General features: G+C 53.5%; 8 protein-coding genes. 4 read left to right on the plus strand and 4 right to left on the minus strand.

The window, feature by feature from the left end; translation table 11 throughout:
• Positions 1-402, plus strand: a complete 402-nt coding sequence (locus ABNT34_RS00390) for a translation initiation factor (RefSeq protein ID WP_348727749.1) — start codon at positions 1-3, stop codon at positions 400-402.
• A gap of 46 nt (positions 403-448) precedes the next feature.
• On the opposite strand, the gene ABNT34_RS00395 is transcribed toward ABNT34_RS00390, so the two are convergent.
• The 3 genes from ABNT34_RS00395 to ABNT34_RS00405 are packed head-to-tail and all read right to left on the minus strand — an operon-like array spanning position 449 to position 7,903.
• Positions 449-1,747 carry an amidohydrolase family protein gene (locus ABNT34_RS00395; protein ID WP_348727751.1) on the minus strand — a complete coding sequence of 433 codons (1,299 nt, stop codon included), beginning with the start codon at positions 1,745-1,747 and terminating at the stop codon, positions 449-451.
• A gap of 15 nt (positions 1,748-1,762) precedes the next feature.
• A complete protein-coding gene (locus tag ABNT34_RS00400) occupies positions 1,763-4,891 on the minus strand; it encodes an amidohydrolase family protein (RefSeq protein ID WP_348727752.1) in 3,129 nt (1,042 codons plus the stop codon).
• 15 nt (positions 4,892-4,906) lie between these two features.
• Positions 4,907-7,903: an EAL domain-containing protein gene (locus ABNT34_RS00405; protein ID WP_348727754.1), complete on the minus strand. Its 2,997-nt coding sequence runs from the start codon at positions 7,901-7,903 to the stop codon at positions 4,907-4,909.
• Positions 7,904-8,041: 138 nt separating this feature from the next.
• Here ABNT34_RS00405 and ABNT34_RS00410 point away from each other — a divergent pair, with 138 nt between their 5' ends.
• A complete protein-coding gene (locus ABNT34_RS00410) occupies positions 8,042-8,497 on the plus strand; it encodes a cytochrome c (protein WP_348727756.1) in 456 nt (151 codons plus the stop codon).
• A gap of 68 nt (positions 8,498-8,565) precedes the next feature.
• Here ABNT34_RS00410 and ABNT34_RS00415 read toward each other — a convergent pair whose 3' ends face one another.
• Positions 8,566-9,273 carry a cytochrome b/b6 domain-containing protein gene (locus tag ABNT34_RS00415; protein ID WP_348727758.1) on the minus strand — a complete coding sequence of 236 codons (708 nt, stop codon included), beginning with the start codon at positions 9,271-9,273 and terminating at the stop codon, positions 8,566-8,568.
• A 58-nt stretch (positions 9,274-9,331) separates the two neighbouring features.
• On the opposite strand from ABNT34_RS00415, the gene ABNT34_RS00420 reads away from it, so the two are divergent.
• Both ABNT34_RS00420 and ABNT34_RS00425 read left to right on the plus strand, forming a co-directional pair.
• Positions 9,332-11,686 (plus strand): penicillin acylase family protein, encoded by a 2,355-nt coding sequence (locus tag ABNT34_RS00420; RefSeq protein ID WP_348727760.1) that lies wholly within the window; start codon positions 9,332-9,334, stop codon positions 11,684-11,686.
• Between the two features lie 167 nt (positions 11,687-11,853).
• The gene (locus ABNT34_RS00425) at positions 11,854-13,014 is read left to right on the plus strand and encodes a chorismate mutase (protein ID WP_348727762.1); all 1,161 of its coding nucleotides are present in this window, start codon (positions 11,854-11,856) and stop codon (positions 13,012-13,014) included.
• Positions 13,015-13,046 lie beyond the last annotated feature (32 nt).

Consider the following 13,046-nt stretch of genomic DNA (forward strand, 5'->3'; position numbering starts at 1 on the left):
ATGAGTTCAAAAAAAATCTCTTTAGCTGACTGGCAACAACAACTCGGCGGCCAGGCCACGGCAAAACCCACAACACCTGCCGGCGACAGTCTGGTTTACAGCACCGACAGCGGCCGGATTGACGCGCCCAAAGCAGAAAAAGCCACGGGCCAGGCCTTTGCTGACGGCTTTTTACGCTTAAAGCGCGAGACTAAAGGCCGCAACGGCAAAGGCGTGATCACCATCGCCGGTATCGCCGAATCAGAAGAAAAACTCAGTGAAATCGCTGCTTTGCTGAAAAAGAAATGCGGCTGCGGCGGCGCCGTCAAAGACGGCATCATCGAAATCCAGGGTGACAAACGCGAAGTCATCCAACAAGAACTAACCAAACTGGGCTACAAACACAAGTGGTCGGGGGGGTAAAAAAAGCGGCCGAAGCCGCTTTTTTCACATCAAACATCCACCTTTATCAGCGGCTATAACGCTGCTTATATTTCTGGTGCAAATCTTTTTGCTTGTTGTTTAAATCAACGGCGCGGCCGTCAATCCACATCTGGCTGATTTTGCTGCTGCGATAATCCAGAATATCGCCTTCTGACACCACCACAGTCGCGGCTTTGCCCACTTCCAGCGAACCCAGTTTGTCGTCAACGCCGGCGATTTTCGCTGCATTTAATGTCACAGCTGCCAGCGCCTGTTCTTTATCTAAACCAAAAGCTACTGCCTGACCGGCACCAAAGGCCAGATTGCGGCTATCCCAGTAGCTGCCAATAGCCAGCGCAAAGGTCACACCGGCTTTGGCCAGTTTAGCCGGCGTGGCATAAGCGGTGTCGACAGCTTCGTCATCACGCTCCGGAATGCCGAACGGTGAGCCGAAGATCACCGGCACTTTACGCGCTGCCAGCTCATCGGCAACGCGCCAGCTGTCACGGCCGCCGACAATAGTCAGCTTCAGCTGGTATTTGTCAGCAAGAGCCATCGCCTGACGAATTTGCCGGGCATCTTCGGCATGGGCAAATACCGCGCGCTCACCACTGAATACCGGGATCATGGCTTCCCAGCGTGAATCCAACGCTTTAATAGCGCCAGCTTTTTTCGCATCGACGTAGGCTTTGGCCTGCGCCATGGTGTCATAGAGCTTTTGCAGATCTTCAGCGTTTTGTTTGGCTAACTCTTCTGGCTTTTTCGGGTTCCATGGCGAGCTCAGCACACTGGCGTTGGGCCAGTTAATGTGCAGCGCTACCCCCGCTTTGACCGTCGCGTCCTGCCAGCTCCAGGCATCGAGCTGCATCAGGCTGCTTTGGCCCATCAGCAGGCTGCCGGCCGGGAATACCAGGCTATAACTGATGCCATTGGATCGCACGGTTGGGATCACGTCTGACTGGGCGTCATAAGCCACTTGCGCCCGCACATCCGGGTTAGTGTCTGTCACTTCATGGGTATCGTCGGTGGCGCGCACCGCTTCAATCTCCACCAGACCCAGCTGGTTGGCGAGAGCAATCAAACCTGGGTAAACATGCTTGCCCTGCAGTTCGACCACAGTGCCGCCGGCCGGGGCTGACAAGTCTTTACCGATGGCGGCAATTTTGCCGTCAACCATCAACAGGTCGGTGTTTTCCTGCACGCCATTGCTGACCGTATGTAAGGTCGCATCGTTCAGTAATACTGCGCCTTGCTGCGCTGCTGCCGGTACCGGCGAGGTCGCCAGTGCCGGGGTGGCAAAAGCTGCGATGCAAAGCAGCGACAGGCTATTCAATTTAAAAGTCATCTGAAGCTCCTTTGCTTAGTGTTGCTGATTGTGCTGATGAGCGTGTTGTTGCGCACCTGCGACACGGCCAAAGGCCAGGTCCAGATAGTCGCCATTGTCTTCACAGTGCCAGATTGGTTCTGGTTTTTTCATCTCACCACCACTGCCCGCTTTGGCGCTGTCCGGCGCTTTTAACACTTTCTGCACGAGTTGTTGCTTCTCACGTTCAATACCGGCATTGAGTGTCATGTCGACATTGCGGTCATAGTATTTGGTGCCGTCAATCCAGGTTTGCATCGCTCTGGCGTAGACCGACAACGGATGCTCAGACCACAGCACAAAGTCGGCTTGTTTGCCTTCAGCAATAGAGCCCACTTTCTGGTCCACTTTCAGCTGGATCGCCGGGTTGATGGTAACCATCTTCAGCGCTTCTTCTTCCGACATACCACAGTATTTCACCGATTTAGCAGCTTCCTGATTCAGCCGGCGCTGTAAGTCCGGGCTGTCAGAGTTGACCGATACCACCACACCTTGATCCGCCATCAGACAGGTATTGGTTGGGATGGCATCTTTCACTTCCATCTTGTACGCCCACCAGTCGGCAAATGTTGACGCGCTGGCGCCGTGCGCTTTCATTTCTTTGGCAGTTTTGTAACCTTCAAGAATGTGCGTGAAAGTAGTGACTTTAAAGCCGGTTTCATCCGCCAGCTTAATCAGCATCAAAATTTCTGAAGCGACATAAGAGTGGGTGTGGACAAAACGTTTGTTGTCGAGAATTTCCACCAGCGTTTGCAGGCGATAATCAACGCGTGGCGGCACTGTGCGTTTTTGCTCAGACGACGATAAATCATCGTAAGCTGCCCAGGCGGCTTTGTATTCTTTGGCGGCCTGGAACGCATCACGGATAGTGGTTTCCACACCAACGCGGCTTTGTGGATAGCGGCTGGTGTAGTTGTCACCCCAGTTTGATTGCTTGACGTTTTCACCGAGCGCAAACTTGATGCTTGGCGGTGCAGCTTTAAACTTCAGCGCTTCCGGCGACACGCCCCAGCGCAGTTGGATCACTTGCGCCTTGCCACCAATAGGGTTGGCACTGCCGTGCAGCAGCTGTGCTGTGGTGGTACCGCCAGCTAATCCGCGGTAGATATTGATGTCATCCGGGTTTAATACGTCGCCGATATGCACTTCAGAAGTCACCGCATCGGAGCCTTCGTTAACACCAGATTCAATGGCGATATGCGAGTGTTCGTCGATGATACCGGCAGTCAGATGCATGCCGGTGGCATCAATTTCAACAAAACCAGACGGCGTTTTTAAGTTTTTGCCAATTTCAGTGAAGACACCATCGCGCACTATCACGTCGGTATTTTCCAGTTTACCGGCTTTGTCCGAAGTCCAGACCGTGGCATTTTTGATATGCACGTTCTGGCGCTGCGGCGCGCTTGAAAGGCCATAAGCCTGATTCGGCAGGCTCAGCTGCGACAACAAAGCGCTGTCTTCAGCTTTTTTCTCATCCGCTTTGGCAACCACAGCCTGACGGCTGAGCGTCAGTGCTTGCTGACTGCCATCCGGCAGCTGTATGGTACCCTGCAGCAAATTGCCAGCCATTGAACCGCTAAACAGCGCTACGCCGTCACCGGCATCAACGTCTTTAAGGCTAAAACCAAATTGCACCTGTTGTTTGTCGACACTGAGGTTTTCCAGTTTGGCTTCTTTGTCACTGCCTTTGTCAGCCGGCAGCACTTTGCCTTCGACTTTACCCAAAGCACCGCTTAAGTTCAGCTTCAGTGCTTTACCAGCGATGTTCAGCGCGTAATCTCCAGCGACATCAGCGTTTTGCAGCGGTTTAAACTGGGTTTCGACACCGCGGTTCCAGGTCGCAACAATTTCACCGTCTTTAAACAAATCACCTTTACTGACCACCAAGTCGGCCTGATAACCACTGGCAATGCGGCCAAGCTGGCCTGGCATGCCAATCAGTTCTGCCGGGACTGTGGTTAAAGCCGCCAGCGCTTTTTCAGTGCTGAGGCCATATTTGATCGCAGTACGGACGTTGGGCCAGAATTTGGCTTTATCATCCAGTTTGTGCGTGGTCAGGGCAAAATTCACCCCGGCTTTTTCCAGCGCACCGGCGTTAGTTGGTGCTCGTTCCCAATGGCGTAAATCAGCGAGACTGACATCGAGTTGATCGTCAAGCTTGCCGACACTTGGCGCGGCCGGATAAGCCAGTGGCAGAATCAGGTTGCGGCCGGTTTTTTTCACGTCCGCCGCGCGCACATATTCATAACCGGAAGCCACTAGCGCGACTTTAGGCAGATTGAATTCTTTTAACAGACTGTCGGCGCGCAGCAAGTTGCGCTCGTTATTGACTTCAAATACCAGGCCGGTCTGATTTAACTGACCAAGGGCGGCTAAAGCGGCGTTAAATGGCACAGGTTCGCGGAATAAACGCCAGTCCGCTTTGCCATAGGCCTGCTGATACCACTGCGCATCGGCCAGCGTCTGGCGCACCAGCGCGATACTGCCCATCAGCGACGATGGATAACTTTGTTTGGAACTGCCCGGGTCAAAAGATAAAAAATGCTGGCCATCGGCTTTTAAAATCAGCTCACCCGGTAAACCTTTGCCGGTCGAAGCAACCACGGCCTGACCGCGGAAAATACCGTCCTGCCGGGCCGACTGCACAGTGGTGAAACCTTGCTGCTGATAGGCTTTAGCGTCGTCTGCGTTTGGCGTGAAACTATCAGCCCAGCGCTGTTCGGCATGAATGGCGGCGTTGACTGCATTACCGCCTTTGCGCGGATTCTGGTACATCGGCCCCTCATCGCGACCACCACTGCGCTCTGAGGATGCTTTTTCCACGCCATATTGGCCATATAAATCGATAAACCCCGGGTACAGGTGATAACCGGCGACATCAATTTGCTGGAATCCGGCCGGGATTTTTAAATTGGTGCCGACCGCAGTAATTTTGCCGCTTTGCACCAGCACTGTGGCATTGCTCAGCATTTTGCCGGGTTCGGTATGGACAACCGCACCGGTGAAGGCCAAAAGCTGGGCACTGTTGTCACGGATGCCCTGCAGCGGCTGCGTCGGATCTGCCCATGCTGGCGCAACAGCACAGACAACCGCTGCGCTGAGCAGCGATAAACGAAGTGGCTTCATTCTGATGTTCCTGAATTAAGTTATTGTTTTTTGAGAAATCTTTTGCGTGTTCACACTGAAGTTTAAGCGGGACAATTCCTGCTCGGCCAATGGCATGCTGAAGTAATATCCCTGTACCAGATAACAAGTGTTGTTCAGCAGGAATTCGACCTGCTCTGCGGTTTCAACCCCTTCGGCAACGACCCGCAGATCCATTTTCTGCGCCATCGCGATGATAGCAGCGGTAATGTCCATGTCGTTTTTGTCGTCCGGAATATCTTTAACAAAAGAGCGGTCGATTTTCAGTTCATCAACAGGGAAACGCTTCAGATAACTCAGCGAAGAATAGCCTGTACCAAAGTCATCAATTGATAAAGCCAATCCGAGCCGTTTTAACTCATTGAGCTGGGTAATGGCCGCATCAGTGTCGCCCATTAACATACTTTCAGTGATTTCCAGAATGAGATACTCCGCCAAAGCGCCGGTGCGTTTGAGGATGCGCTCCACCAGGCCCGGTAAATCCTGATCGATAAACTGACGGGCTGACAGGTTAACAGACACCGTCACCATCAGGCCACGGGCGTGCTGACGCGCCAGAAAACGACAGGCTTCCCATAAAATCCACTCACCGATTTGCACAATCAGCCCGGTTGATTCTGCCACCGGAATAAACTTCAGCGGCGGCACCATAGTGTTGTCCGGCCGCAGCCAGCGCAGCAGCGTTTCATAGCCTTTGACTTCATTGGTGCGGATATCAATTTTTGGCTGGTAATACAGCAGGAACTGTTGCTCGCGAATGGCTTCACGCAGCTGGTTTTCGATTTGCAGCCGGTCATTGGCGGCGTCATTGAGTTCCTGGCTAAAGAAATGGTAGGTATTTTTTCCGCGCGCTTTGGCTTCATACATCGCAAGGTCAGCGTGTTTGAGCAGCATTTCCTCTTCGTCGGCGTCCTGCGGCGCTATGGTGATGCCGATACTGGCGCTGATCGCCACATCATGGCCCGCCAGTCGTACCGGCTGTGCAAAGGCTTGCTGCAGATTCTCGGCAATAGTTGCCGCTGCTTTGCGATCAGAAATACCGCTCAGAATCACCGCAAACTCATCGCCACCTAAACGCGCGATGGTGTCTTCTTCGCGCAGCCGGCTAATCAACCGCCGTGCGACTTCTTTGAGCAGCTCATCGCCGGCATCATGGCCGAGGGTATCGTTAATCCGTTTAAATTCGTCTAAATCAAAATACAGCAGCGCAAAGTGGTAATACCCACGCGCCGCCATCGCGATGGCCTTGCGCAGCTGGTCGCGGAAATAACTGCGGTTGGCAAGACCGGTCAGCACGTCGTAATACGCCAGTTGTTCCATTTTGCGCTGACTTTCTTTGATAAAAGAAATGTCCTGCATGGCGCAGACATAGTTGCTGACATCGCCTTTGTCATCGCGGATTGGCGCGATGGCGAGGCTGGCCCAGAATTGTTTGTTGCCTTGTTGCAGCAGCATATCGCCGCGCCAGTGATGACGCTCCTGCAGGCTTTGCAAAATATCTTCACCAACAAAGCGCATTTCGTGCGCAAACAACAAAGACAAAGGTTTACCCAGCACCGTTTCCGGCTCAGCAGCAATCATTTCCAGTAGGAAGGGGTTGACGTATTCCACCACCAGCGCGCTGTCCGTCAGCACTATGCCGGAGCTGGAAAACGCCACCGCTTTGCTGAGTTTACGGGTCGCGCGCTCCGCCTCTTCTTTTTCCAGGATGCGGGTATTGAGGCCACCGATCAGCTGAGTGATTTCATCAGACATGCGAGCAAAAGCCCGGTTTAACAAACCGATTTCATCAAAACGGTCGTCCAGTTCAATTTTTTCACCGTCGTTATGCGACAGCCGCTGCACGGCATTGGCCAGATTGGTCAGCCGTTTCAGCACAAATTTGTAGATAAAAAACTGCAGCGCCAGCGCCACAATCAGCGCCACCAGCAAAAACAACAACACCACTTTATTGCGATAGTCCTGCAGGCCTTTCACCACGTCGGCTTTCGCGTGATACAGCATGACATGCCAATCCAGCCGGTCTATCCGCGCCGTCGAGGCGACATAATTTTCCACCTCACGGCTCAGCTGTCCCTGCGCCGAAGGCCGGGCCAGCACATCCTGCATAAACTGATGTAATTCAGCCTGTTGCGGTTTGATGCCGACCGCTAACTGATTCATCGCCGGCTTGGCGATTTGCCGCTGCAGGCTGTTTTGCGCGTCCAGTAATAAATTACCTTTGCCGTCAAACAACATCGCCTGCCGGCCAGGCTCCCACTGCGAAATCTGCCCCAAATCGGCAAAGATGTCGTCCAGCACCAAATCAGTACCGGTAATACCAATAAACTCATCATTGACGTACACCGGGATCACCAGGCTGGTCATCCACTTCTGCCAGATAGAATCGTAATACAGCGGGGTCCAGCGCGGCAGCCGGGCCGGATTTTGCTCCGGTGTGGCTATCGAAAAAAAGATATCTTTGCGGAAGTTATGGTCGGCCGGAATTTCCAGCGCCCAATCGGCTGGCGCGATGCGGATAAAACCGTCTTTGGAAATAAAATAGAAATTAAAGAAGTCTTCCAGCAACACCGGCGCTAATTGCTGCCAGAGATGCTGAGTTTGCGGAAAATAACTGTGCGGCTGGCGCTGGAAATTCTGTTGCTGCTGAAAAGCTGCGGACAAATCATCTTTACTGCGCAGACTGCCATCCGCATAACTTTCGGCCTGATGTTCAGTGGCGGCAGGATGTTGCTGCAGATAACGGCTAACCACCTGATTGGCGCTGATAGCTTTTTTTTCTTTTTGCCAGAATTCATTATCCAGTTGTCTGGCATAGCGGTTGGTCGTTTGTTCGAGCTCGGCGTGTTCCTGATCAATCAACACATCCTGCTGTAATGCCAGCATGGCAAAAGCGATGACAGTACTGGCCAGCACTGTTAATAAAAATACCAGTGCCGAAAATTTGATGCTGAGAGAGTTGAGCCCAGTCGTTTTGTAGATGGATTCCTTCACGGGTTACGCCTGCTCGTTGAAAGTCCGATCACTGGACGTTGCGGTAGCCTGATGGTAAAACACTGTGAGATCAATGTACTCAAGTGCTCAAAACTTATAGCATTATTGCATGCTAAATCGCTAAATGAGAATCAACCGATGAAAAAACTATTCACAATTTTCGTGGCAGCAGCCGCCATTTCCGCTGCAGCCCATGCAACAACCGCTTTTACCGACGCCAAAGATGCGGTGGATTACCGCCAGTCAGCCTTTACCATGATCCGACACAACACCGGTGATATTGGCGAGATGTTGCAGGGTAAAGTGCCATTTGACGCCAAACGTGTACAGCAACGCACCGATGCTCTGGCCGCTTTAGCCCCACTGCCATGGCCAGCTTTTAGTACCCCGGGCACGGAAAGTGGTGGCGGCGATGCCAAACCAGAGATTTGGGCCGATTTTAAAGACTTCACCGCCAAAGCCGACAAATTCCAGCTGGACGCCAAAGCGCTGCAAACGGCGGCTCAAAGCGGCGATCAGGCCAAAATCAAAGCGGCTTTTGCTGCTTTCCGCGGTAACTGCAAAGCCTGTCACGACAAATACAAAGCGGATTAATCCGGCTGAATGTTATCAACGGATATTGCTATACATAAAAAACGGAGCCTCGGCTCCGTTTTTTTATGTCAAAGCACGCCAATCGTCTGTAGATCAGCCACAACCAGAGGCCAGACCGCACTTCCCTGCCAGCCCAGCAAACCACAAAATAAAATCAGCACTAACAGGATGTATTTGAAGCTGTTTAGCAGTCTTGGTGCTGGCGTATTCGCCGGAAGTTCCTTGCGGCCATGCCACATCGCACTCACCACTTTATCGCCGCGCCATTGGTGCAGCACCGCCGCTAGCACATGCAGCGCAATCAGCCCCAGCAGCAGATTAAAGCCCAGCTCATGCCAGCTGCCCGCCAGACTACTGAGCCAATCCGGCACCAGACTGTACAGCGGCCCTTCCGTCATCACTTCGTCAGTGGTCATCAGGCCTGAAACAAACTGCAGGGTCACTAACAGCAACAATGCCAAAATCATCAGTGCCGATAGCGGGTTATGCCCTGCCACCGGGGATTTAGCCGTCAGCCTTTTAGTCCCAAGATAGTGCCGCAATTGTTTGGAGCTGGGGACAAAATGGCGAAAGCGCGCCGTTTCGCTGCCAATCAGGCCCCAGATCAGCCGCGCGCCTAACAAGGACGCCAGCGTATAAGCCAGCAGCTGATGGATACCATACCACTCTTGCTCAGCGCTGTACCAAAGCCCGCCCAACAGCAATACCTGCAGCCAGTGAAACAGCCGGACCGCCAGGTCAAACACCGGCGTGAGGGCAGATTGAATTTGTTGCATATAACACCTGATCTTCTGTGATAATCTAATTTTTCCAAGTCAAAATGAGCGCATCTGCATGAAAATTATAAAAAATATGTTAGCAGTAGCCATAGGGTTGCTGGCGATAGCCGCCGCAGCAGTCTATTGGATGGTGCATCAAAGCCTGCCTTTATATCAAGGCCAACTGGCCGCAGCTGTGCAGCAACAGGTCGTATCCAGCCGCGATGCGCAGGGTTATCTCAGTATCCGGGCGCAAAGCCGCGGCGATGCAGCCTTTGCTTTGGGTTTTGCCCATGCCCAGGAACGTTATTTTCAAATGGATTTACTGCGACGCAACTCGGCCGGCGAATTGGCGGAGTTATTTGGCATGGCCGCGCTTGATTTTGATAAAAAACAGCGCATGCACCGGTTCCGCGATCGGGCGGACGCCATTTTACGCGAATTACCAAAACAACAACGTGACATGCTGGAGCGCTACGCTGCGGGTGCCAACGCCGGTTTGCAGCAACTAGGTTTGCCGCCCTTTGAATATCTGCTATTGACCCAGCAACCGCGCCCCTGGCAGAGCGCCGATTCCTTGCTGGTCATTTACAGCATGTTTCTGGATTTGCAGGGTTCATTAGGCAAAGACGAACTGGCTCAGGGCGCGCTGAAAGCCGCAATCCCGCTGGAATGGTATCAGTTTTTAACCCAGCACAGCAGTGACTGGCAGGCAGCGATCGACGGCTCCGAAGCCAAGGCATTGCCCATGCCGGCAAGCCCATTGCCAGCCTTTTTAACAGCGATCCCGGCGCAAGCCTGCCGTGATTGTGGTCTGACCGACAGCCGCGACATCGGCTCGAATAACTTTGCTGTAGCGGCAGGCGCCAGCAAAGATGGCCGCGCTATTCTGGCCGATGACATGCACTTAGGCATTCGGGTGCCGGGCACCTGGTATAAAGCGCAAATGAGCTGGTCTGAAGGCGACAAACAACACAGCATCGCCGGTGTTACTCTGCCCGGTACGCCAGCCGTCGTCGCCGGCAGCAACGGTCATATCGCCTGGGGCTTTACTAACAGCACCGCCGACTGGCATGACGTCATTGCCCTCAAGCTGGACGACAGCGGGCAAAAATATCAGACACCGGCCGGCCTGCAAGAATTCAGTTACAACAACGAAGTGATTAAAGTCAAAGGCGAAGCCGATGTGGTACTGCTGGTTAAAGAAACCCAATGGGGCCCGGTCATGCCCGCGCCATTTGATCAATTTGCCCTGCGCTGGGTTGGTTACGACCGCGAAAGTCTGAACCTGAATTTACTGGCACTGGAGACAGCGCAAAGCAGTAGTGAAGCGCTGGCACTGGCGCCCAGTATCGGTGTACCGGCGCAAAACCTGCTGGTTGCGGACAGCAAAGGTCAAATCGGTTGGACCATCATCGGTGCCATCCCTGCCCGCCAGCTGCAAGACTGGGATACGCCGCAGGATTGGAGTGAAGGCAAAAACTACTGGTCGGGTTATTTAGCCGCCAAAGATTATCCGCAAATCTATGCGCCAAAAGACAGCCGGCTCTGGACCGCCAATGCCCGTTCGGTCGGCGGCGACGCTCTCGCAGTACTCGGTAATGGCGGCTATGACTTAGGCGCCCGTGGCAAACAAATCCGCGATCGGCTGTTTGCACAGACCCAGCACGATGAAAAATCGCTGCACGGCATTCAGCTCGACCACGAAGCGTTATTCCTCCAGCGTTGGCAACAGCTGTTATTGCAAGTGCTGACACCGGAATTTGTCGCCGCACAGCAACTGCTGCAGTATCGCCAGTGGATTGAAACCGATAGCAAAGCGGCCAGCCGTGACGCCATCGGCTACAGCCTGCTGCGGGCCTTTCGCGACAAAACGCTGGAGCTGATGTTTGCGCCACTGGCGGCACAACTGGAAGCGCAGCAGCTGCGCCTACGAGATTTAAAAATGGTACCGGAAACACCGGCCTGGGCCCTGCTACAAGCCCGGCGCGACGACACCCTGCCCGGCAATTTCCAGAGCTGGGATGCACTACTGCAACAAGCTGTACTGGACTCCGTCGCACAGCTGAAAGCGCAAACCGAAGGCGATTTAAGCAAAGCGCACTGGGGGATGCTCAACAGCGCTGAAATTCAGCATCCGCTGACCAAAGCACTGCCATTTCTCGGCCGCTGGCTGAATATGCCGGCCGATGCGCTGGCCGGCGACCGCCATATGCCGCGGGTACAGCTGAAAGTGCACGGTCAGAGTGAACGGATGGTGGTGTCACCGGGCCATGAGGCTGATGGTATTCTGGTGATCCCGGCCGGCCAGTCGGGTCACCCGTTGTCAGAGTTTTATGCCGCTGACCATGCTTATTGGCTTGGTGAAAAACCGCTGGGCTTTTTGCCGCAGGCGGAAAAATATTCACTGCAAATGCTGCCACAGCGTTGACTTTAGCCATCCAGACGGAATAAGGTAGCGGTTATGCAAAAAATTCTGACCACTCGCTTCTTTTTTAGCTTTACCACCCAATCCGGGAGGTAACTGGCTGCGCGTGTGTCAAACCAGTTTAAAACCTCCCAATCCGGGAGGTTTTTTCGTTTCAGGGGACAGGAAAAATGCCAATCGAACTTGATCAAATTCGTCACGATATCAGTGATACCGACCAGCAACTGCTGGGTTTATTAGCCAAACGCCGCGCGCTGGCGTTAGCCGTGGCCGAAGCCAAACTGGCGCAGAACAAACCGATCCGCGACCAAAAACGCGAAGAAGAGCTGCTGCTGTCGCTGATTGGCAAAGGCAAAGACTTAGGCCTGGACGCTCAGTACGTCACCCGGCTCTATCATGTGATCATCGAAGATTCAGTGCTGCAGCAACAAGCTAAAGTGCAGGGCCAGCTCAATGGAGACAACGGTCCGGTCTGTCGCGTCGCGTTTCTCGGCCGGCAAGGCTCTTACAGCTATTGGGCCACACAAAAATACTTCACCCGTCGCGCCGAAAAACTGATTGAAATTGGCTGCGACAGCTTTAACGAAATCGTGCAGGCGGTCGAAACCGGACATGCCGATTATGCGGTGTTACCGATTGAGAACACGTCCAGCGGCAGTATCAATGAAGTGTTTGATTTACTGCAGCATACGCGGTTATCGATTGTCGGCGAGCTGACCCATCCAATCAAACATTGCCTGCTCGGTTTACCCGGCACGGACTTGAGTAAAATCAAACAGATTTGTGCCCACCCGCAAGTCATCGCGCAGTGCAGCCAATATCTGCAGACGCTCAGCAACGTCAAAATTGAATATTGCGACGCCTCCAGCGACGCCTTTAACCGGGTACGCCAGGCACAGGATTTATCAGTAGTCGCCATCGGCGGTGAAGAAGGCGGCAAACTTTATGGTCTGGAAGTCTTAGGCCGCGAGCTCGCCAACCAAAAAGACAATGTCAGCCGGTTTATTGTGGTGGCGCGTAAACCGATAAATGTGGCCAAAGCCATTCCGGCCAAAACCACTTTTATCATGTACACCGGTCAGCAGCCGGGCGCTTTGGTTGACGCTTTAACTGTGCTGAAACAACATGGCATCAGTATGGGTAAACTGGAATCCCGGCCAATCCCGGGCAATCCGTGGGAAGAGATGTTTTATGTCGATGTCTTTGCCAACCTCGACGACTACGCGATGACACGGGCGCTGGATGAACTGAACCGCATCACCCGCTTTGTCAAAGTGTTAGGCTGTTACCCGAGTGAAGATGTGGCACCGACAGTGGTGGCCACGGCCTGATCGCCACCGCGCGACCGGCTCTTGGCCGGTCG

The sequence above is a fragment of the Rheinheimera texasensis genome (assembly GCF_964031785.1).
Taxonomy (GTDB): Bacteria; Pseudomonadota; Gammaproteobacteria; order Enterobacterales; family Alteromonadaceae; genus Pararheinheimera; species Pararheinheimera texasensis_A.

Coding starts and splice junctions, on each gene's coding strand:
- ABNT34_RS00390 (WP_348727749.1), top strand. CDS start 1: ATGAGTTCAAAAAAAATCTCTTTAGCTGACTGGCAACAACAACTCGGC.
- ABNT34_RS00395 (WP_348727751.1), bottom strand. CDS start 1,747: ATGACTTTTAAATTGAATAGCCTGTCGCTGCTTTGCATCGCAGCTTTT.
- ABNT34_RS00400 (WP_348727752.1), bottom strand. CDS start 4,891: ATGAAGCCACTTCGTTTATCGCTGCTCAGCGCAGCGGTTGTCTGTGCT.
- ABNT34_RS00410 (WP_348727756.1), top strand. CDS start 8,042: ATGAAAAAACTATTCACAATTTTCGTGGCAGCAGCCGCCATTTCCGCT.
- ABNT34_RS00415 (WP_348727758.1), bottom strand. CDS start 9,273: ATGCAACAAATTCAATCTGCCCTCACGCCGGTGTTTGACCTGGCGGTC.
- ABNT34_RS00420 (WP_348727760.1), top strand. CDS start 9,332: ATGAAAATTATAAAAAATATGTTAGCAGTAGCCATAGGGTTGCTGGCG.
- ABNT34_RS00425 (WP_348727762.1), top strand. CDS start 11,854: ATGCCAATCGAACTTGATCAAATTCGTCACGATATCAGTGATACCGAC.